24 protein-coding genes and 1 pseudogene are annotated in these 18369 nt (G+C 30.2%); 1 reads left to right on the forward strand and 24 read right to left on the reverse strand.

Annotated features, from left to right (window positions below; translation table 11 throughout):
• The 15 genes and pseudogenes from EI71_RS03280 to EI71_RS03345 form a co-directional block, all read right to left on the reverse strand.
• On the reverse strand, positions 1–227 hold a 227-nt coding region (locus tag EI71_RS03280; protein WP_147387551.1), incomplete at its 3' end, for an IS1 family transposase.
• A gap of 80 nt (positions 228–307) precedes the next feature.
• A complete protein-coding gene (locus EI71_RS03285) occupies positions 308–700 on the reverse strand; it encodes a hypothetical protein (protein WP_119015830.1) in 393 nt (130 codons plus the stop codon).
• An 11-nt stretch (positions 701–711) separates the two neighbouring features.
• Positions 712–3045 (reverse strand): ATP-binding protein, encoded by a 2334-nt coding sequence (locus EI71_RS03290; RefSeq protein ID WP_119015831.1) that lies wholly within the window; start codon positions 3043–3045, stop codon positions 712–714.
• Positions 3038–4300: a DNA methyltransferase gene (locus EI71_RS03295; RefSeq protein ID WP_119015832.1), complete on the reverse strand. Its 1263-nt coding sequence runs from the start codon at positions 4298–4300 to the stop codon at positions 3038–3040. The genes EI71_RS03290 and EI71_RS03295 overlap by 8 nt, the downstream gene beginning before the upstream one ends.
• Positions 4301–4477: 177 nt before the next feature.
• Positions 4478–4792, reverse strand: a complete 315-nt coding sequence (locus tag EI71_RS10525; RefSeq protein ID WP_342769484.1) for a nucleotide pyrophosphohydrolase — start codon at positions 4790–4792, stop codon at positions 4478–4480.
• A 57-nt stretch (positions 4793–4849) separates the two neighbouring features.
• Positions 4850–4978, reverse strand: a pseudogene (locus tag EI71_RS10530) (DpnD/PcfM family protein); the annotation flags it as partial.
• Positions 4979–5153: 175 nt separating this feature from the next.
• Complete coding sequence (locus EI71_RS03305; protein WP_119015834.1) at positions 5154–5567, reverse strand: helix-turn-helix domain-containing protein; 414 nt, start codon at positions 5565–5567, stop codon at positions 5154–5156.
• A 5-nt stretch (positions 5568–5572) separates the two neighbouring features.
• Complete coding sequence (locus tag EI71_RS03310; RefSeq protein ID WP_119015835.1) at positions 5573–6034, reverse strand: helix-turn-helix domain-containing protein; 462 nt, start codon at positions 6032–6034, stop codon at positions 5573–5575.
• Between the two features lie 13 nt (positions 6035–6047).
• Positions 6048–6455, reverse strand: a complete 408-nt coding sequence (locus tag EI71_RS03315) for a hypothetical protein (RefSeq protein ID WP_119015836.1) — start codon at positions 6453–6455, stop codon at positions 6048–6050.
• Entirely contained in the window at positions 6455–7132 is a 678-nt protein-coding gene (locus tag EI71_RS03320) for an integrase (RefSeq protein ID WP_119015837.1), read from the reverse strand. Before EI71_RS03320 ends, EI71_RS03315 begins: the two co-directional genes overlap by 1 nt.
• Positions 7119–8954 carry a recombinase family protein gene (locus EI71_RS03325; RefSeq protein ID WP_162849723.1) on the reverse strand — a complete coding sequence of 612 codons (1836 nt, stop codon included), beginning with the start codon at positions 8952–8954 and terminating at the stop codon, positions 7119–7121. Before EI71_RS03325 ends, EI71_RS03320 begins: the two co-directional genes overlap by 14 nt.
• 9 nt (positions 8955–8963) lie before the next feature.
• Positions 8964–9896, reverse strand: coding sequence for an AAA family ATPase (locus tag EI71_RS03330; RefSeq protein WP_119015839.1), 933 nt, complete (start codon positions 9894–9896; stop codon positions 8964–8966).
• An 88-nt stretch (positions 9897–9984) separates the two neighbouring features.
• Positions 9985–10290, reverse strand: coding sequence for a helix-turn-helix domain-containing protein (locus tag EI71_RS03335; RefSeq protein ID WP_211321019.1), 306 nt, complete (start codon positions 10288–10290; stop codon positions 9985–9987).
• 55 nt (positions 10291–10345) lie between these two features.
• On the reverse strand, positions 10346–12196 hold the full coding sequence (locus tag EI71_RS03340; RefSeq protein WP_119015841.1) for a recombinase family protein: 1851 nt from the start codon (positions 12194–12196) through the stop codon (positions 10346–10348).
• 203 nt (positions 12197–12399) lie between these two features.
• A complete protein-coding gene (locus tag EI71_RS03345) occupies positions 12400–12939 on the reverse strand; it encodes a hypothetical protein (protein WP_119015842.1) in 540 nt (179 codons plus the stop codon).
• A 142-nt stretch (positions 12940–13081) separates the two neighbouring features.
• On the opposite strand from EI71_RS03345, the gene EI71_RS03350 reads away from it, so the two are divergent.
• Positions 13082–13585, forward strand: a complete 504-nt coding sequence (locus EI71_RS03350; RefSeq protein ID WP_119015843.1) for a helix-turn-helix domain-containing protein — start codon at positions 13082–13084, stop codon at positions 13583–13585.
• Positions 13586–13595: 10 nt separating this feature from the next.
• On the opposite strand, the gene EI71_RS03355 is transcribed toward EI71_RS03350, so the two are convergent.
• From EI71_RS03355 to EI71_RS03390, 9 genes are all read right to left on the reverse strand, one after another.
• A complete protein-coding gene (locus EI71_RS03355; RefSeq protein WP_119015844.1) occupies positions 13596–14099 on the reverse strand; it encodes a hypothetical protein in 504 nt (167 codons plus the stop codon).
• Entirely contained in the window at positions 14077–15114 is a 1038-nt protein-coding gene (locus tag EI71_RS03360; protein ID WP_119015845.1) for a hypothetical protein, read from the reverse strand. Before EI71_RS03360 ends, EI71_RS03355 begins: the two co-directional genes overlap by 23 nt.
• Before the next feature lie 321 nt (positions 15115–15435).
• Positions 15436–15627 carry a hypothetical protein gene (locus tag EI71_RS10105; RefSeq protein WP_162849725.1) on the reverse strand — a complete coding sequence of 64 codons (192 nt, stop codon included), beginning with the start codon at positions 15625–15627 and terminating at the stop codon, positions 15436–15438.
• A complete protein-coding gene (locus tag EI71_RS10110) occupies positions 15624–15830 on the reverse strand; it encodes a hypothetical protein (RefSeq protein WP_162849726.1) in 207 nt (68 codons plus the stop codon). The genes EI71_RS10105 and EI71_RS10110 overlap by 4 nt, the downstream gene beginning before the upstream one ends.
• A 76-nt stretch (positions 15831–15906) precedes the next feature.
• Positions 15907–16500 carry a hypothetical protein gene (locus tag EI71_RS03370; RefSeq protein WP_119015847.1) on the reverse strand — a complete coding sequence of 198 codons (594 nt, stop codon included), beginning with the start codon at positions 16498–16500 and terminating at the stop codon, positions 15907–15909.
• Between the two features lie 11 nt (positions 16501–16511).
• Positions 16512–16736: a hypothetical protein gene (locus tag EI71_RS03375; protein WP_119015848.1), complete on the reverse strand. Its 225-nt coding sequence runs from the start codon at positions 16734–16736 to the stop codon at positions 16512–16514.
• 470 nt (positions 16737–17206) lie between these two features.
• Complete coding sequence (locus EI71_RS03380) at positions 17207–17401, reverse strand: hypothetical protein (RefSeq protein ID WP_119015849.1); 195 nt, start codon at positions 17399–17401, stop codon at positions 17207–17209.
• A gap of 22 nt (positions 17402–17423) precedes the next feature.
• Positions 17424–18023 (reverse strand): hypothetical protein, encoded by a 600-nt coding sequence (locus EI71_RS03385; protein ID WP_119015850.1) that lies wholly within the window; start codon positions 18021–18023, stop codon positions 17424–17426.
• Between the two features lie 63 nt (positions 18024–18086).
• The gene (locus tag EI71_RS03390; RefSeq protein ID WP_119015851.1) at positions 18087–18314 is read right to left on the reverse strand and encodes a hypothetical protein; all 228 of its coding nucleotides are present in this window, start codon (positions 18312–18314) and stop codon (positions 18087–18089) included.
• Positions 18315–18369 lie beyond the last annotated feature (55 nt).

An 18369-nucleotide genomic window follows, 5' to 3' on the forward strand; every position in this document is an offset into this window, starting at 1 on the left:
GAAAAAAATTTATTGCAGTCTTTGCAGTAATATTTTTGCTTTCCTTTGTTAAAGCCATATTTAATGAAGGAAAGAGATCCACAATGCGGACAACAATCTGGATCATGATTAAAGTTTTCTTCATTCTTGGTGTCTTCAGTTACTCTATCCTTTACCAATTTATAAATATGTGCAGATATAAAGTCTAGTTCTACGGGTGTTAATTTCTTTAAATCATCTAATGTCATGGTTAAATACCTCACTTTGACTGAAGTATAAACTCTATTTTTACATTATTGATGTCTATTTACCAACTTTTTGTTTGAACTTAGCAAAAATAATTATACAAAACATTAATATGATTATATGATGGGATATTCATCATAATATCAACAAACCACAAAACATTACCGTTATTTATAGTATTTATATCAAATTGATCTATTGATGAAATATATTTAAAATTTACATCATTCTTTATTCTATCAATACTATCATATGGATTATATTCAACATATGGCGATAACATTTCAAATAGCTCAGCATCACATTCAGTTATTTCTTTTTTTAAGACATCAATCCCAAACTTATCTATTATTCTTTGATATATTTCTAGTGTATCATTTATAACTTCTCCAACTTTTTTACTAAAATAATTTTCATTATCAAGAACAACAATATTTGTAAAATTAAACTTTTTTATTACATCTATTAATTCCATAATCTTCCCCGTTATAGTTTAATAACAAACTTATATTTATTTCCATAAATATTTCTTTCATCATCAAGTGTTAGGCTTCCATCAATTTCGTTAATTAATTGACTAGATATATATAATCCTAAACCTCTTCCTTCAGAATCTGGCTTAGCAGTAACAAACGCTTCAAATAGATTATTTTCAACATCTTTTGATACTCCTATTCCATTATCATAAAGAATTATTTTTCTACCATCAATATGAATATTAATGGTTGGATTATCAATTTCATTTTTTTCAAGCCAATACTTTGAATTAATAAGCAAATTTTCTATAGTTACAACAAAATTATTTTTTATTATATCAGCCATAAAAGACTCACCCGTCAACACAATCGAACAAGTATTATCTAATTCAGAAGAAAATAGTGGAAAGGTATCTTTTATGTTTTCCAGCAATTCTTTAATGTCTACTTCTTCAAAATTTGCTTTTTTAATATATGAATTCGAATCTAAGATTGACGCGTTTCTTTGTAAAAATTGCATGGAAGAGGTAATCATATCAACATTAGCATTAACAATTTGACTATTAATATCTTTTTTCAATACTTCTTTACGAATGCTTTGAGCACAATTCTTTGTTTTAATAGCTATTTTTAAAATCTCATGAGCCAAGCTTTCTGCCACAATAGAATTAGCCATAACAATCTTATATTTTTCTAACAATTTTTCTTCTTCATTAATTTTTTTCTTTTCAGAAGAAATTGTCATTTGAATCTTATTGGCATTATTAGTTATAGAGGAAGTAAGCCTTTTAATCTCAGATTTTAAATTCGCTACTTCTTCTGTATCGAATATAGATTCTTTTGTTTGTTCACTTAATTCCGTTGCATTTTGCATAATAATCTCTGCATGATTTTCTCTTTTCGTTAAAGAAACTTTTCCGCCAAGGATATAGACAATATCCCCCTCTTTCGCATCTCTTATTTGCTCAAAATTTGCATTAAAATCATTTCTAAAATTATTGTCAGAATCAACAATTATTTTAGTGATAATATCTCGCAAAATAGTCAAAAAGTTTTTTCCATAATTATCTTCCAAAAGTCCTTGTCTATTTGTCATTTCTTGTAATTTCAAAAGATTTTCTTCTCCATTTATGTAAATATATCCCGCCACTGAATGTGCCTTATAAATATTTGCAGAAATTGTTTGACTATACTTAGTAAAAGATAACCAATCATAATTCTTGTTTCCGTATGGCAAAATTCTAAAATTATTTCTAAATAGTTTTACACCATTGATATTTTCCAAGAATTTTTTTTCTTCTGCAGAAAATTTTCCAGGAGTTTTATCAAATGCAAAATACTTTCCTTCAAAATCTCCAGGAAGAAAAATATTTTTGCTGATTTTTTTACTATTCTTACATTCATCAATTGAACTTTTAATTAAAATGTTATTTTTAATTTTACCATAGCTTTGGGAGATATTGTTTAAATCAATCTCATAAGAATCAATTAAATTCCTGTACTTTGCTGAATCATCAATTTCTTCTAAATCAAAACCAAGATCATCATATCTTTTTTTCGTTTCAGCAAAGCGATATTCGGCATATTTTTTCTTTCTCGTAATATTAATGTAAAGTTTAGAGGTTTTGGCTTCAAAATTGAAACTTACAACCGAATCAGCCAATTTATCAATCAATTTTACATCATATTTGTCTGAGGCAAATCTAAATGAATCCAACGAAAAATCAATCAAAAATTTACTTTCACCATCTTCATAGGGATTTAACATTGATATAATTTCATTTTTAAATCTTGGAAAAGTATCTTTGTCTTTCCATAACTCAATATTTTTTATTCCATAAATAGTCATTTTTGTCCCATGCTTTTCTAGTACATGTACATCATTTGTATTAACAGGAATTTGTATATTTTGAATATCAACATCATCATTAAACAATGTCCAATCTATATTAAAATAACTTTCTGTAACCCCGTCATTTGTTAAAACATTTACGTAAGTTCCTAGTCTTTGTAATGAAAGTCTACCTACACCCTTATTACCTAAAGACATTCTATTATATTTTGGGGAAACCTTTTGAGTTTTCACCTTATAATCAGTAGCCAATTTCAAAAAAGAATTTTCAATAATATCCAATGACATTCCATTTCCATCATCAAATATTTCTATTTTGCCCTGACCGTACTCGTTAATGAAATTAGTGTCTATATTAATAATAGAACGATTGGCATCAGCATCATATGAATTCTTTATTAATTCAAGCAATGCCACTAGTTCATCTGAAATAAGAGCTTCTCCAAGATGACTCATTAACCTAGCAGATATCTTAAAAGAAAAATTAGGCATTTTGATTTTCCCCTTCCTTTTTATAAATCAATATATATTCTTCAGACATTGACTCAACAGCTTTAGAATCAACGCTTGATACTTTTTTTGCAATTCTCTTTCGAAGTATACTTCTCTTTAACTCTGTCACTTTTGAAAAACCATACATAGTTGCAAGCTCATCATTTATTTTTACAAAAGGGAATAATTGATTATCAACTTTTCTATTTCCTACTGTAAAAATAATATATCCACCTTTTTTTATTTTAGATGATAATTTTTCAAAGACGTCAATGTAATCCTCTGTAAAATTAATGATTTTTTGTTGCTTTGATTTAGAAATCAATTCTAAATATTCATTCAAATATACTAAATTGTTTGATGGTTTACGTTTGCTGCCACCTAAACTTAATTTATCAATAGACGAATAATTATAGTCTACCGATGCAGCATAACCATCAAGATCTTCTCTTGGAATCCATCGCAAAGCCAAACTAGAAAACTGTCCATATGTAACAGTCGTAGAATTATCCCCATAAGGTGGAGAAGTACAAATTATATCAATAGATTCATTTTTAATACTATCAAGAAGTTTTAAAGAATCGCCACAAAGCAATTGAGTGCTCACAGAACAAGCATCATAAGATAACTTTGTTAATGCGTCCTCCAATTCTTTTTTATACTCAAATATAACATTATCTGTCATTAAATCTATTTTTTGTTTTTCCTTCATATGCAATTTAAATGTTGACGATCTAGAATTAGAAAATTTTCGTACAACATTAGAAAAAATTGTCCAAAATATAAGTCTATTGAACTTGTTTTCAATCTTCATTATGCAAAATCTTATTTTAGATAGCTTTTCAATAATATCTAATCTGAACCATTTATCAATTTTGTCAAAACTATGTAAGTGAAATCTAATATTAGAATCCAACATATCAAACAATTTATTCTTATCAGACATTAATTCATCTCTATCATAATCATATAGTTTTGCTTTTGTAATTAAATTAGCCAATGGATTAATGTCAAAGCCAATTGAATTAACACCCAATTGTTTTGCTATTAATAATGTTGTTCCTGCTCCATGAAAAGGATCAAGCAACACTAAATTTTCTTTTTTTTCATAAATTTTTAGTATTTCTTCCAATATACATTTTTGCATTTCATCAATCATCATAGCAGGATAAAGAGCAATTCCATTTAGTCCATTATTCTTATAGTCTTTAAATGTTAAAAATTCATTTGTATATTTTTCAAAAACATTCTCCATACTCTTATCCTCCTTTTAGATTTTCTAATACAAAACAATACGATATAATATACATTTTATATTATATCATTTTAATAATTTTATTACCATAATTACAACTTTAAATTTTACTATGCGCGTTTATTTATAGATTTCTTTTACAGCTTTTCACGAAAACGCCTTTTTGCTTATATTAATCTATAACTTATTATATTTTGTCGATACTCCCTTTGACTTTTCTATAGGATATTTCTTTTCAGTTTTATCCATTTTCTTATTCATAATGTCTATTGGGTCTACTCCTAGAACCATAGACATTTGTAAACAATAATTCATTACATCAGCTAATTCTTCTTTTACATCTTCTATATTAGCATTATCATTCCATTGGTAACATTCAAGTAATTCATTTGCTTCTATAGATATAGATTTAGCTAAATTAACTGGTGTATGGAATTGGTCCCAATCTCTATCTTTATTAAATTTATCTATTCTTTCCATTAATAAATCCAATTTAGATTTAAATTTATTAGGATTATATATTTCTATTTCAGTTTTAGTATGATCACTATAATCTAATACTTCTTTTTCGTTATTATAATTTTCTTCAACTTTAGAGACTGCATCAGCTTCACTTTCGGCTTCTACTGTTATTCTTCTTTGAAGATATTCTGTTATTTCAACTTCATATTTTGGCATGATATCTAATTACCTCTTTTCCAAAAATCATTTTAGTATTATTAAAATAAAAAAATTGAACATCGTTATATTTTTAATCACAATCGTTAAAATTATAACAAAAATGTCCAATTTTTTAAAGGCTTATTGAGCAATGTAATAAATATTTCATACAAAATCTTTCTTTTATGAATTATTAAATATCATTTGATTCTTTTGCTTTATTGATAGGCCTATAAGCCATTGAATAATTACCTGATACTGCCTTTTCTACTGCATTGACTCTTAGCTTAAGCTTTCTATTTTCTTTTTCTAGTTCATTGATTCTATTAATAAGCTTTTTATTTTTTTCCTTTAGCTCATCATTTATTTTCATATACCAATCCTTTCTATCGGTATATACAGTTAATGAGCATTTATATTTTAAGGGGACTAGCTTTATTCCATAATAGCTATTTAGCTTATCAACAACTTCTTTAGTGAAGGAGGTTACTCCCTTTTCAAGCTTGCATATCATTGATGTTGAAACTCCTATGTCGCTTGCAACCTTAGATAGAGTGTATCCTCTTTCTTCTCTTTTTAATCTTAATATTCTAAAGTCATCAGCCATAAATATTACTCCTCCTCAGATGGCATTAGGCCTGGAGTATATTCATCTACTGTCTCTCCTATAGTTAATATTTTTTCAATAATATTGGATAAGCGTATTACCTCTTGAGCTAAAATTTTATTTTGTCTTTTAAGCTCTCTATTTAAAACCTTATATTGTGGTTCTGCAAAGTCTGGCTCCTCAGGCTTTCTTTTTGGTATGACATCCTGTTTAGTTTTATAGGATCTTTTTGGTTTAATAGCATGACGATCTCGTTTGATAGTTCTTATATTTGTTTGATAGAATGCAGATAACTTTTCTGCGGATACCTCTGTAATAGGAGCTATCTTCTTTTCTATTTTTTTATAATACTCCTCACTAATACCTATGGCTTCAGCAACCTGCTTAGGGCTTATATTCATTTCTTCTCTTTTTTGAATAATAATATCTACTGGATCAATATCCATTTCCATAATGTTTTCTTCCATTTTTCTTTTCTCCTTAAATATTTATATCGTATAGAAGGTCCTCATCCTCATCATCACTATAGGTATTATTTTTGACCGGATGAGCCTCCTTTAAATTGAAAACTACTACCTTTTTGTCTTCTATATATTTTCCTGGAATTTGATACCTATATTTGGTATCCCAGCCTTCGATTTGAAATACCTTTTTTGTAAAACGATAGGAATTAATTATTCTTCCATTATTAATTGTTGAATCTGAATATTTGATATTTATTTTTCTTTTGTCCTTATCACTACAGGGCTCATAGGCTATTTTGTGCATTTTTTCATTAATTAAAAGTAATAAATCCTTAGGGTAGCCTAAAAGCTCTAGGGTTGTTATGGAAATTCTTATGACTCCACTATAGCTTAAGGAGGTTGTGATTCTTCTTAGATCAGTCATTATTTAGTACCATCCTTTGCCTTAATAGAATCATTAGTAATTCTTCTTCCGTGGGATTGACGCTTTTGCTGAACCTCTAGGCGTTGGTAGCCATCTAGTAGGTTTAGAACTAGAGATTGGTGATGCTGCTCAACAGACATACCGAAGGAGTTTTTCCAATCCTCTGGGAAGAATACCTGCCCCTTTGATACACCATCCTTATCTACTGGTGAATAAACCTCTGTCTCAGTTAAATCAAATACAATAAGCTTTTCCTCTGGGGTTTTTACTATATTACCCTGAAGCTTATATTTATAATCTCCAAACCAGTTTAATAAATCATATACCTTAGCAGCAAACAAGCGACATAGGATTTTTCTTGGCATTCTTTTATTTAGCTTTTTGTTGAATCGACACCATCTAACTGCATCCTTAGCATCCTCATCACAGCCCCTTATGACCATTTTCTTTTCAGTAGGATTTACTAAAAGATGGACATACATTGTATCTAGCTTATTGATACAGGCTGTATTAAAGGTGAAGCTATCATATTTAAAGCTTATTGCCGCATCAAAGGTATGGGCATAGAATTCTCTTCTTACTACCTGGTAGCCGTTAAAGCTGAATTCTTCAACCTCATCTACATCCTCATCTCCATCAATATCTTCCTTTTTTAGAATTAAATCATCCTTGCTCATTTTCAACCTCCATTAGCTTAGCTAGATGCTTATCTACAGTTTGCTTGGCAATAGTTATCCATTCAGTATCACCTTCAACTGAGATTAGATTGGCATCCAGATTCCATTTTTTGAATACATCCATTAAATATAGCCTCATTGAATAAATATCCTGATAAAAGTCATTACCAAAATGATTCATGTAATAATCATCATATAAGGATATGGTTTTATGCTTGATTTCATTTGTATCTATAATTTGATATTCCTCTCTTTTTAATGCTTCTGCATTATTTAGATCAAATAGGACTACTATGTCATCATTTTTTTGCCTTTTAACTCCAAACATTCTATATCTTAGGCTATTATCCCATTCCATAGTATCAAATAAGATTTCAGATATTCCTGATGAGGTTTTAGTAGATGGAGTTAGCTTATCATCCTTATCGATTACCCATTTAATCGCGAATTGGTGGTTTGATTTTGAGCTTCTTATTGCGAGTAGCTTTTCTCTTGGTTCAAATAATAATTCTATATAATGGGCACCATTCATTTTATCGATACAGGCTCTATTGAAATACATTTTATTATTACTAAACCATAGAATTGGTCTTTCATAGGATGCTAGAAGTTGAGAATCTACCTTTTCAAAGCCTGTTAAATCGAAGGCGGATAGCCTATTTTTATCAATTGATTTTGATTTTTCTTCTCTTCTATTACCATTTGAATCTAATTCATAGGCAAAGTCACTTGCGAATAAATAATTATCTATAGTAAAGCCTGAATATTTTACGGATACAGGGACAAAGCCCTTTAAAGCCCCTTCCTTTATTACAGATAGGGATGGTATGATATCATAATTTCTATGGCGTCGTAGCTCCTTTATTCTTAGGGCTTCGTTGTATATATCCCTTGCGACTATACCATCGTGATGGTTCACCATTTGGTATTTATTTCTTTGGTTAACATTCTTTCTTACCTTATGGGTAGTGAAATCTGGAGTGTAAGTTTTTCTTGCGATAATCATTCCACTTCGTCTTTCGTTAGATAGAATGTTGTTTACTGTGGCTGAAGTCCACTTGTATTCTCCTTTAATATTGGCAACATAGCCAAGGCGCATCATAGTATCTGCAATTTCATTTGGTGAATAGCCTGTAACATACATAGAGAATACTAGCCTGATGATTTCAGCCTCCTCTTCAACTATGATGTAGCGGTCTGGCTTATCCTTATCGATTTTATAGCCAAATAATCTAGGGGTTAAAAAGTTACCTCTTGCGAAGCGGTTATCCACTGACCACTGCATAATTTCAGATTTAGTATGAGATTCCTCCTGGGCAAATATTGCTAGAATATTTAGCATTACATCCGATGTTGAATCTGCAGTATCTATTCCTTCTGATTCAAAGAATACTCTTACTGGAGGATTAAGTGATTTTAGCATTCTTATTGTATCAATACAGTCAACAACGTTTCTTGAAAATCTAGATACCGATTTCGTTACTATTAAATCAATCCTCCCCTTCTTACATTCCTCTATCATCCTTTTGAAGCCATCTCTATGCAATAGGGATGTTGCAGATATTCCTTCATCTGAAAATATATCTACCATTTTCCAATTATCATGCTTAGAGATATATTCCTCATAATATAGCTTTTGTAACTCAAAGGATGATGTTTGTTCTATATTATCTGTAGATACTCTACAGTATGCACATACTCTTAATTCACTTCTTGTATCTCTTAGGGATACTGGCTCTTTAGCCTTTATTACTACGATTTCATCCTGTCTATAGCCCTTTTGTCTATCCCTGACCTTTTGTTTTTCCTCTTCAGTTGCCATAATTTACTCCTATAATTTCCAATAGCAAATTTTATTTTCTATTTCAGTTTTTATATCTAGCTGGTGCTTTAATCTAAATAATGTTCTTCTAGATATATAAGGCTTTACTAGGCTTTGTATATCAGAGATTGGCTTTTTACCATCAGATAAGAAATCTATGACTAAATCCTTGGCAATAGTAGTATCATCAAAATCCTGAGGAGATTCTTCCTCTAGGTAATCTCCTAGCCAGTTAATATTTCCATTATCCATAAGCTTGAATGCCTTAGGGCATCCCTCTTGGGCTAGTGAATTTTTTATTTGAGATATGATTCTTATATCTGGGCTTATTTCTGATTTTTTTACAAATAAAACACTTCTAGCTATAGCAGCAATATCTACACTTCCTAGTCCTCTATATAAATCCTTACTTCTTTCACTTTTATTTAAATGTCCAATTAAAACTATCGCACAGCCTGTATCATTCGCTATCGTCACTAGATTTTTTAAAAGTGGTCTTATATCTGAAACCTGTAATATACTTTTACCTTTACCTAAGAAGGATTGAATCGGGTCTAATATTAATAGTTTAGCATTAGATATCTCTATTATTTTTCTTATAGATTCATTAGATAAATCAATGTAGGATTCATTTTCTATGAAGGATATCCTATTACAATTTGCCATAAATTTATCTAGCTTTGGCTTGATTGTATCCTCTATACCATCCTCTGCAGTCTGATATACGATATTGATTTTGTTGTTTGTTAGACCTTCTATTTTTATACTTGATTCATCATTTGAAAGTATTGATGCTAAAAGAATGGCTAATGTTGTTTTTCCACTTCCTGGGTCACCCTGAATGATGGTTAGCTTTCCATATGCGATATAGGGCTGCCAAAGCCAATTTATCCTCTTAGCCTCTACTGTACTATAAAATTTAAGCCTGGCAGTATTAGACATAAAATGCACCTCACTACCAGGCTATTATAAATTGATCTTAAAATTTTAGTGAACGATATATCGTAATAGTATATACGCTATTTCGTAATCATTTCCATTCGGATATATGTAATGTAATATTTTGGACAATTTTCTTATTCCCCTCAGATAGAGTATTGTAATTAGAAAGCAATGTGTTTTCCTCACTTGATAGGTCAAAGGTGTCATTAAAAAAGTCACCAATTCCTATTCCTAGAGTTTCACATAAAATTTCTAGGGTTTGTATTGTTGGGGAATTACCATTATTCACTATGGAATATACGGTTGAGGCTGTTAATCCTGCCTCATATGCAAGCTTATTTATTGTCCATCCCTTTTCATTTAATAATTCTAATAATCTATCCTTAATATCCATTTTCATCCTTTCTAGTGCCAATCATACACCACACATGGCACTGACACTTGGCACTCTACTTTGTGGCCATCATTATTCTAACTGGAACTGTGTGCTTCAAGACCTTCGCAGTACTATAGCCCTCACTATCTGGTAAGAATGTAAAATGCTCATATGGCAAATTAAAGGTAAACATCTCCTTCATGTCAGAATTTATATATTTTAGCGCATCATTTGTTTCTTCGGCATTTTCACAACAAAAGTGAGTTATCATATTAAAATTGATTGGACCATATTTTCCATCAAATTTTCTTTCATCAGTGCTATATTCTGGCTTATATACTAATGTAATTCCGTTAGAGTCACTATCAGTTCCAATGATTACTCTATCAACTGATGATTCAAAAATAGTTCTATCAAAGGATTCAAGCAAATTAGAATTCATTAGGGTATTTTTAAAATCCATAGCCTTTTCTCTAAAGCTATTATTTGATTTATCTAAGGAATTAATTTCAGCCTCTTCCTTATTCAATGCCTCAAGCTCTTGATTAATGCTAGACATTTTTTGATATAGCTCTTCCTTTGTAATAAGATCATCAGATCTCATTTCAAGTAGATTATTCTTTTTACGCTCTATTTTATTTTTTCTCTCACTAATTTCCTTAAGCCTTTTTGTATAATCCTTCCCTGATAGAGCAAATGATACCTCACCTATAAATTCATCTATGTCCTTAGCACTTGATTTAGCCAGCATATTAAATGATTTTACAAAGGCCTCTTCAATAACCTTTTGTTCTATGTTTCTAGCATCAGGGCAGGCAGGGGCTCCGTTTCTTATATGGTTAGAGCAGCACCAAACCTGTTTTTCATTCCTAGTTCCAGCAAATACTACTCTTTTCATTAATCTAGAGCCACAATAGTTACAATAGGTTAGGCCAGTAAAGGCATATTTTCTTTTATATGGCATTCTTGGTAAATCATAATCCTCTGGATTTCTTCTAAATGCGTAGTCTCTTTTTTTCTTTATAAGCTCTTGGACTAAATCAAAGGTATCAGAATCGATAATAGGCTCATGGTGGTTTTTAATATAATACATATCTGATTGTCCGGTGTTATCATATCTTTTTTTAGATATTGGATCTAGGGTATAGGTTTTACCTAATACTAGGTCTCCTTTATATTTAACATTCTTTAGAATATCACCTACAGTTGAGGAGCTCCAACGGGTATTTCCTTTTTTGGTTTTATATCCTAGCTTCATTAATTCCTTCGCAATCATGTGAGTACCAAGACCATCGATATATCTTTTAAATATATATTTAACTACTACTGCCTCTTCAGGATTTACCGTCAAGGTTTTCTTTTCAATATCATAATTGTAGCCAAGACAGCCATTAAAGCCTACTAGCTCTCCTCGCTGCATTTTCATATCTAAGCCCTTCTTTACATTGGCTGAAATATTTTGGACCTCCTGTTGAGCAACTGAGGATAGGATGGTTAAAAGTAATTCTCCATCCATAGAAACTGTATTAATGTTTTCTTCCTCGAATTTAACTGCAACACCAACCTCCTTTAACATTCTTACATACTTTAGGGTATCTAGGGTGTTTCTTGCGAATCTAGAGATAGATTTTGTTAAAATTAAATCTATTTTCTTATTTTTTGCATCCGCAATCATTCTTTGGAATTCCTCTCTTTTAGCGGTTGAGGTACCAGTAATTCCTGGGTCAGCATAGATTCCAACAAATTCATATTCTTTATTTTTAGTAATTAGATCCTTGTAATAGCTCATTTGAGAGTTATAGGAATTCATTTGGTCTTCTGTATCTGTAGATACTCTACAATAAGCTGCTACCTTTAGCTTTTGTGTCTGTTCTTGCTTTCTACCATATAATGTTGGGGTTGCCTTTATCTTTTCTACTACCATTTTACTTTCTCCTTTTCTTACTTAAACTTACAATAAAAATGCATTTTTAATTTTCCATATTGTTCTTCATTTATGATTTTCATATCCTTAAGCCTTAATAAATATACTAAATAAATAATTAACTTATTATTCATCCTATCTCCTCCTTTAGCCTAATAGTAAAAAACGGCTTGGAAGGCTCAGGGATAATAATCCTTTTATTCTTATTTGTTAATATATTTTTCTATATATTTATCTATTATTTTGTCATAATCCTTATTTGGAAAATGAGTTTCTATTCCTAAATACTTCTTCAAATACCATTTAGAGAATGCATGAGCATCAAGTTCTAAGGACATTGCATAATATTTATTCATAGAATTTTCATCCTGAATATTTACTGGAGTTAGGATATAGGGGATTTCATTCATCCACTGTAATAATAGTTTTGGGTTTACTTTATTATCATATTTATCTGTTATACAGCATAATATTTGAAACTCATGCCTAACCTCATGGACAAATGATTTCACTGCATCATTAAAATCCTTTAGCATTCTTTTAGAGATGACAATAAATTGTTCCTTAAAATAAAATCTTGAGTCCTCTTCTATATCCTCTACCACCACTGGTATCATTGGAACATTTAAGTATTCTGCTAATTCCTTATGAATTGGGATAAGTCTTTCAAGCATTTCCTCTTCATCCCATTTTTCATGCCCAAAGGCGTTTATAAAATCTTCCTTTATTTTCTCTTTATCCATGCTATTTCTCCTTTGCCACCTCTTTGGAGGCAATTTCATTTTACATCATTGCCACCTTATTGTCAACACCATTGCAACCAAAATGGAGGCAAATTGTTGATTTTTATTTTTTAATGGATTATAATGAACATGGTGATAGTTTATGAATCGTTTTAAGGAGCTACGTGAGGAACGTGGATATTCAATTAGAGGCTTAGAAACTCAAATTGGTATTAATCATAATTCAATTAATAGATATGAAAATGAAACAAGGGACCCATCTACTGCAACACTTAAGCAGCTAGCTGATTTTTTCGAGGTTTCTATTGATTATATGCTGAATCATAGTAGCTGTTATATTTATGCTGGGTATGAGATGAAATCATTTACCTTTAAGATTAGAGAGAATTATTATAAAGACTTAAAGGAAAAGGGATTTATTTATTTTAAGGATAATAAAAGATATATTGATTTAAATGGTCTTTTAGGTATTAATGGTGATGCCTTAGGGATTGTTTTAGAGTTTGCAAGAATTGGTAGGATTGATGCCTTATTTAATAAAAAAAGATTTCCTAGTGATAAGGAAATCAAAGAATTAGATGATGATTTAGATGTTGTTTTAACAAGTGAGCTTATAGATAATGTAAAAAATGCAATTAGTGAGTAATTGCATTTTTTTATTCATCAAAATCCTCTATGACATAGGATTGAAATTCATCCTTGTATAAGTCTTCGGATACAATTTCCTTTAGCTTTTCTATTGTATAGAAGAATGTTTTTCTTTTAAAGTCTGGTAATATTTTTGCTAAAGAATCATAGCTTACATAGTGATGGTTTATTAGCTTTAGATATACTATGCATAGAGAATATTTGATTCTTTCCTCATCTGATAGGTTGTAATAATCGAAATCTTGTGTATCACAGGTTAATAGCTTATAGGAATAGGTTTTGTAGGAGGTTCCCCTAGCGATTACATCATAGGTGTATTTATGTAGCTCACCTAGGTTTATTTTTTCTATTAGATTTGCTAGATCATGAAGTATTTCATTATAGGTTCTTTGGGATAGCTCTGATACCTCCGCAAATTTTTCATAGGTTAGCTCTACATTGTCTAATAGTAGTATTAGGGATTGTAGGATTGCCTGTGAGGTTTTGGTATTATATTGAATCTGGTATGTCATTGTATTTTACCTTCCATAAAAGATTCGTTTTTTCATAGAATTTTAGCTCATTTACATTTTCAGTTATGTGTAAATATTTTGTTATATGATGTCTTGTGATGGTTTTGCCTTTTTGGTTTTTTATATCTAATAGCTGCCTTTCCATCATTGTATCATAATCATCTAAGGTTATATCCAGTTCATTGCATAGCTCTTTTTTATTTTTGCATGTTAGCTGCATTTGGATGGAGTAAGCAAGCTTTTCCTTTTCCTTTAGCTTTAGGTTTGGTGAGTCTGATAATTGTCTAAATAGCATATATTTTAGAGGAGTTGTTCCTTTAAATGATATTTTGTTTAGGATATCCTTTAGGCAATAAAAATCTTCTTTGCATGCCCCTATTGTAAATGGTAAATCTTCATCCTGGATAAAGAATGCTAGGTAGAATTCTTTATTTGTGCCATTTCTTTCTGTATATTTTTTACATATTAGGGGTAGGACATCATTTAGGCTTATAGCACCTATTTTAAAGTATTGTTTTCTTAGGATATCATCATTATCCTTTACATAGAATAGTATATTATCTATTGTATATACTGCCTTTATTACCTTTTTAGGGTCAAAGTATTTTTCTAGACCTTTAGAGTATTTTGATATTGTATATCTTATTGAATCTGTACGAGGATCTACTATGGGAATTAGAGTAAATTCATATACGTTTTCTCTTATTTCATGATATAGGTCATGGTAGCTGCTATATGGGTCATATATAGAGCAAGCTGCTTGTTCAATTGAATCATAGGTTATGCCATCGATTTCTATATCTCTTAGGGATCCACGAGAGGTAATTCTCACCTTTTTTCCTGCTTTTAGGGTTACCTCATGTACCTCATTCTTTTTCATTATAGGCTTATCTCGATATGCATTATTTACATCATCTATTAATGATGATAATTTATTATCTGGTATGATTACTAATCCTTCATTTATTAGGTTTAAATATTTATTATATGTTTTTAAATTTAATATATTATCCATAACTGAATCCTCACAAAACATTAATATTGTAGCATATTAAATAGTAAGATTAAAGTATGGGAATGTAGCAGAGCTAGCGGGCTTTCGGCTTCAAATAAACTAAAGTACTCGCCTCTATCCCTCATTCAGAGAAAAAGAAAAAGGCTTGTCAACGAGCCTAATTTTTAACCCTGCGACTTATCAGTCGCCTACAGGGAAGCGACAATCATTTCTTAATCCTGCGACTTGTTAGTCGGCTACAGGAAACCGACAATCATTCAAAGTTCTTAGCCGTTTTTATGGCATATATATTTTACTATAAATTGCAAAGAAATTCAAATATTATAAATTCTTTATAAACTTAATTACTGCTTCTTGATATTCATCAAATTGAATTTCCCCATTAATCCATTTTCCAACCTCTGGAAGGTTATTAATGGATGAATCAATTTCTTCTCCAAAACCAGCTCCTGTAATATTTGAGTTCTTTTCAACGATTTTTCTTCTTCTAATTTTTTCTTCTTCTGTAATCACTGTTTTTCCTTTCTAAAGGATTCTACATAATTATGTATTAAATTTATATACTCATTATGTGATATTTTACCATTTATCCAAAGCTCATGTGCTAGAAGTTCTTTAAGTTCTTTATGAACTTCACCACCCATACCAGCTCCAATAATATTTAAATCTGTATTGATTTCTTTTCTTCTTCTAATCGTTTCTTCTGTAATTGACATAATTACATCAACTCCTTCACTAGAAAATCAACAACAGTGGATGAATAATTTCTTCCACCGTATTGCATTAATGCTCTTATTTTTTCATTACTGAAACAAGATTCCATCTTCGCATCATTCCTTTCTTATCAACATATTCTTTCTTTTTAATTTCTTCAAGTTCTGGTTCTAAATATATAAAATCTAACTTTATATTTGTAGCACCCCATAATTTGGCGTTCCAAGCTGTATTTGAAACAGTCAAACTTATAGCTAACCTTTCTGCTAGTTCATCATATTCAGAAAAATTCTTTTTAACAGAAAGCTTGATTTCATCTCCAGGATTCCACATTTCAAAGACATCATAAGCCCAAACCTTTAGGAATAAATATCTGTAGAAGTTAGGCTTTAACCCTTTTCTAAATTTTAATGAAATATTTTTTTCTGAATTTAAGGTTGCAATAACATCAAAATCATTATTATTACCATATAAGCTTATTACATTCTTCTTATTAAAATCTAAATACTCAAAGTCAAAAGAATAACCCCATTGTTCTTTTATTTTATTTGAAAGAACACGTAAATCATCTTTATGACTATATAAAAGTAGAGTATCTCTTATTTCTTCTTCTAATGTTTTAAATAAAACATAATCAGTAATTATTTCATTTAAAAATTTATATCTATCCATTATACCTGCTCCTATTGATTATTATTTTTTCTTTCCTTCATTGCTTCTTCTAATTCACGCATAGCTAATTCTTTACCAAGCCTTGCATATTCTTCTGCATCTATTTCTTCATAGATGTAACGATTCTGTAATGCAATTAATTCATCACTATCTGGAATATTATTTTCTGGATGTAATGAATGAGCCATAGCCTTAGCTCTTTCAACTTCTTTCTTTCTTAACATATTAAATGCCATATTTCATGTTCTCCTTTATATATAATTTGTACTGCCTTTTGATGCTTAAATTATACCATTTTTTAGGTCTTTTTTCAACATTTTATATATATTATATATAATATATATAAGGACTTAAAATGTCCCCATTTAATACAAAAAAATAAAGGGCAATACGCCCTTTTTGAACCCCTACCACTTGTTAGTCGCCTATAGGGAAGCGACAATTATTTTATGAACCCCTACCACTTGTTAGTCGCCTATAGGGAAGCGACAATTATTGATCTGGCATATAGCCAAAATTAAAGCCTTCGTTTCGGCATTTATATTTTACCCTGTATTGCAAAGAAATGCAATACAGGGTAAAAATCAACGTTCAATTATGCTACATTCTATACCAGCCTTAATAAAAATATTAGTAATTGATGTAGCAGTTCCACATCCCTTCTTTTTTTCATATACTCTCTATGGCTTTAATTAATTCGTCACTCCTAATTCGAAGCTATATCGTTATGAACAGCTTTATTTAATTCTTCTAATGTAATATCACCAATTATATATTGCTCCCAGTATGGTGCTTTTCTTACAACTGGAGAAATTTCTTTGCCATAACCTGCGCCAACAATATTAAAAGTTTTCTCAATAATTTTTATTCTTCTAATTTTTTCTTCTTCTGTAATTGCCATATTTCACACGCCCTTTTTTTTATTAGAAGTCTGGTTTCATCCATTTTCTATCAATCCACCTTTCTTCTTCATATTCGTGTTCTCGTATTGCATAAAGCTCTGGTTCCATTATTTTTTTGATTGCAAGAATATCTCCAGCTTTAGAACCATCTTTTATTCTTTGGTAATCTACATCTGAAAGGGTAAGTTCTATTGCAAATCTCTCAGCCCAATTTCTTTCAAATTTGTCTTTGCATGTCATTACATTTAAATAAAGTTCATCACCCGGCTTCCAAGCATCAAAAACATCATAAGCCCAGGCTTTTAAAAATAGGAATCTTTGGAGATTGAGTTTTGTTTTTTTGTCGAAAACAAAAGTAATATTTTTTGGGCTATTTAATTTTACATATACATCTGTTTCTGGAATTAAATGATAGTTTTCAATAACGCTCTGTTTCTTAAAATTTTCATATTTAAATTCAAAAACATAACCCCATTGTTTTTTTATTTTCCAAGCTATTCTTTCCATATCATCTAATTTATAACCTGATAATCCTAAATAATTATGCATAATAGAAACAATAAGTGTTTGCATTAAACCTGCATCAGTAATATTTTCATTTACAAATTTATACTTATCCATTAAACCACCTCAATTTTCTTAGATAAAAGAAAGTGCTTTGCAAAGCACCTTCTATATAACTCATTATTTATTTTCCCTTTTAGATGCCATTCCACGTTCTAACTCACGATCTGCGATCTCTCCAATTAATTTGGAAAATTCCTTTGCATCTATTTCTTCATAGATATATTTTCTGTTTGCTTCTTCAACTTCCCTTAGGGCAATTTCATCATGCTCAACTCCAGGATATAAAGAATTTGACATAGCCTTTGCATTATCCAATTCTTTCTTTCTTTTCATATTAAATGCCATTTTTATTTCTCCTTTATATATAATTTGTACTGCCTTTATGTACTTAAATTATACC

Origin of the sequence: Anaeroplasma bactoclasticum, assembly GCF_003550015.1 — a bacterium.
GTDB classification, from domain to species: Bacteria; Bacillota_I; Bacilli_A; order Acholeplasmatales; family Anaeroplasmataceae; genus Anaeroplasma; species Anaeroplasma bactoclasticum.

Excerpts from the sequence above, each read along its gene's own strand:
- EI71_RS03350 (WP_119015843.1), top strand. The coding sequence starts at position 13,082 with ATGAATCGTTTTAAGGAGCTACGTGAGGAACGTGGATATTCAATTAGA.
- EI71_RS03320 (WP_119015837.1), bottom strand. The coding sequence starts at position 7,132 with ATGAGCAAGGATGATTTAATTCTAAAAAAGGAAGATATTGATGGAGAT.
- EI71_RS03370 (WP_119015847.1), bottom strand. The coding sequence starts at position 16,500 with ATGGATAGATATAAATTTTTAAATGAAATAATTACTGATTATGTTTTA.
- EI71_RS03340 (WP_119015841.1), bottom strand. The coding sequence starts at position 12,196 with ATGGTAGTAGAAAAGATAAAGGCAACCCCAACATTATATGGTAGAAAG.
- EI71_RS03315 (WP_119015836.1), bottom strand. The coding sequence starts at position 6,455 with ATGACTGATCTAAGAAGAATCACAACCTCCTTAAGCTATAGTGGAGTC.
- EI71_RS03375 (WP_119015848.1), bottom strand. The coding sequence starts at position 16,736 with ATGGCATTTAATATGTTAAGAAAGAAAGAAGTTGAAAGAGCTAAGGCT.
- EI71_RS03305 (WP_119015834.1), bottom strand. The coding sequence starts at position 5,567 with ATGGCTGATGACTTTAGAATATTAAGATTAAAAAGAGAAGAAAGAGGA.
- EI71_RS10110 (WP_162849726.1), bottom strand. The coding sequence starts at position 15,830 with ATGTCAATTACAGAAGAAACGATTAGAAGAAGAAAAGAAATCAATACA.
- EI71_RS03310 (WP_119015835.1), bottom strand. The coding sequence starts at position 6,034 with ATGGAAGAAAACATTATGGAAATGGATATTGATCCAGTAGATATTATT.
- EI71_RS03360 (WP_119015845.1), bottom strand. The coding sequence starts at position 15,114 with ATGGATAATATATTAAATTTAAAAACATATAATAAATATTTAAACCTA.
- EI71_RS03345 (WP_119015842.1), bottom strand. The coding sequence starts at position 12,939 with ATGGATAAAGAGAAAATAAAGGAAGATTTTATAAACGCCTTTGGGCAT.
- EI71_RS03295 (WP_119015832.1), bottom strand. The coding sequence starts at position 4,300 with ATGGAGAATGTTTTTGAAAAATATACAAATGAATTTTTAACATTTAAA.
- EI71_RS03390 (WP_119015851.1), bottom strand. The coding sequence starts at position 18,314 with ATGGCATTTAATATGAAAAGAAAGAAAGAATTGGATAATGCAAAGGCT.
- EI71_RS03285 (WP_119015830.1), bottom strand. The coding sequence starts at position 700 with ATGGAATTAATAGATGTAATAAAAAAGTTTAATTTTACAAATATTGTT.
- EI71_RS03335 (WP_211321019.1), bottom strand. The coding sequence starts at position 10,290 with ATGGATATTAAGGATAGATTATTAGAATTATTAAATGAAAAGGGATGG.
- EI71_RS03380 (WP_119015849.1), bottom strand. The coding sequence starts at position 17,401 with ATGGCAATTACAGAAGAAGAAAAAATTAGAAGAATAAAAATTATTGAG.
- EI71_RS03355 (WP_119015844.1), bottom strand. The coding sequence starts at position 14,099 with ATGACATACCAGATTCAATATAATACCAAAACCTCACAGGCAATCCTA.
- EI71_RS03290 (WP_119015831.1), bottom strand. The coding sequence starts at position 3,045 with ATGCCTAATTTTTCTTTTAAGATATCTGCTAGGTTAATGAGTCATCTT.
- EI71_RS03385 (WP_119015850.1), bottom strand. The coding sequence starts at position 18,023 with ATGGATAAGTATAAATTTGTAAATGAAAATATTACTGATGCAGGTTTA.
- EI71_RS03325 (WP_162849723.1), bottom strand. The coding sequence starts at position 8,954 with ATGGCAACTGAAGAGGAAAAACAAAAGGTCAGGGATAGACAAAAGGGC.
- EI71_RS03330 (WP_119015839.1), bottom strand. The coding sequence starts at position 9,896 with ATGTCTAATACTGCCAGGCTTAAATTTTATAGTACAGTAGAGGCTAAG.